Origin of the sequence: Pleomorphochaeta sp. DL1XJH-081, from assembly GCF_049310885.1 — a bacterium.
Lineage (GTDB): Bacteria > Spirochaetota > Spirochaetia > Sphaerochaetales > Sphaerochaetaceae > CAYZJV01.
In genome coordinates this window covers 1-277 of the sequence record NZ_JBMDYO010000075.1, presented here as the reverse complement: position 1 = coordinate 277, position 277 = coordinate 1, and the positions used below count along the sequence as shown (strand labels likewise).

Sequence of the window (277 nt, the reverse complement as noted above, 5' to 3'; positions counted from 1 at the left end):
CGCGTGCTGGTGGTGGATGGCGAGCCGGTACCGTACTGCCTGGCGCGTATTCCGCAGGGGGGCGAAACCCGTGGCAATCTGGCTGCCGGTGGACGCGGTGAACCTCGTCCGCTGACGGAAAGTGACTGGAAAATCGCCCATCAGATCGGGCCGACGCTGAAAGAAAAAGGGCTGATTTTTGTTGGTCTGGATATCATCGGCGACCGTCTGACTGAAATTAACGTCACCAGCCCAACCTGTATTCGTGAGATTGAAGCAGAGTTTCCGGTGTCGATCA

1 pseudogene is annotated in these 277 nt (G+C 57.4%); it reads left to right on the top strand.

Going from position 1 to position 277, the window contains the following annotated elements:
* Positions 1–277: pseudogene (locus ACODJP_RS13955) on the top strand (glutathione synthase); the annotation flags it as partial.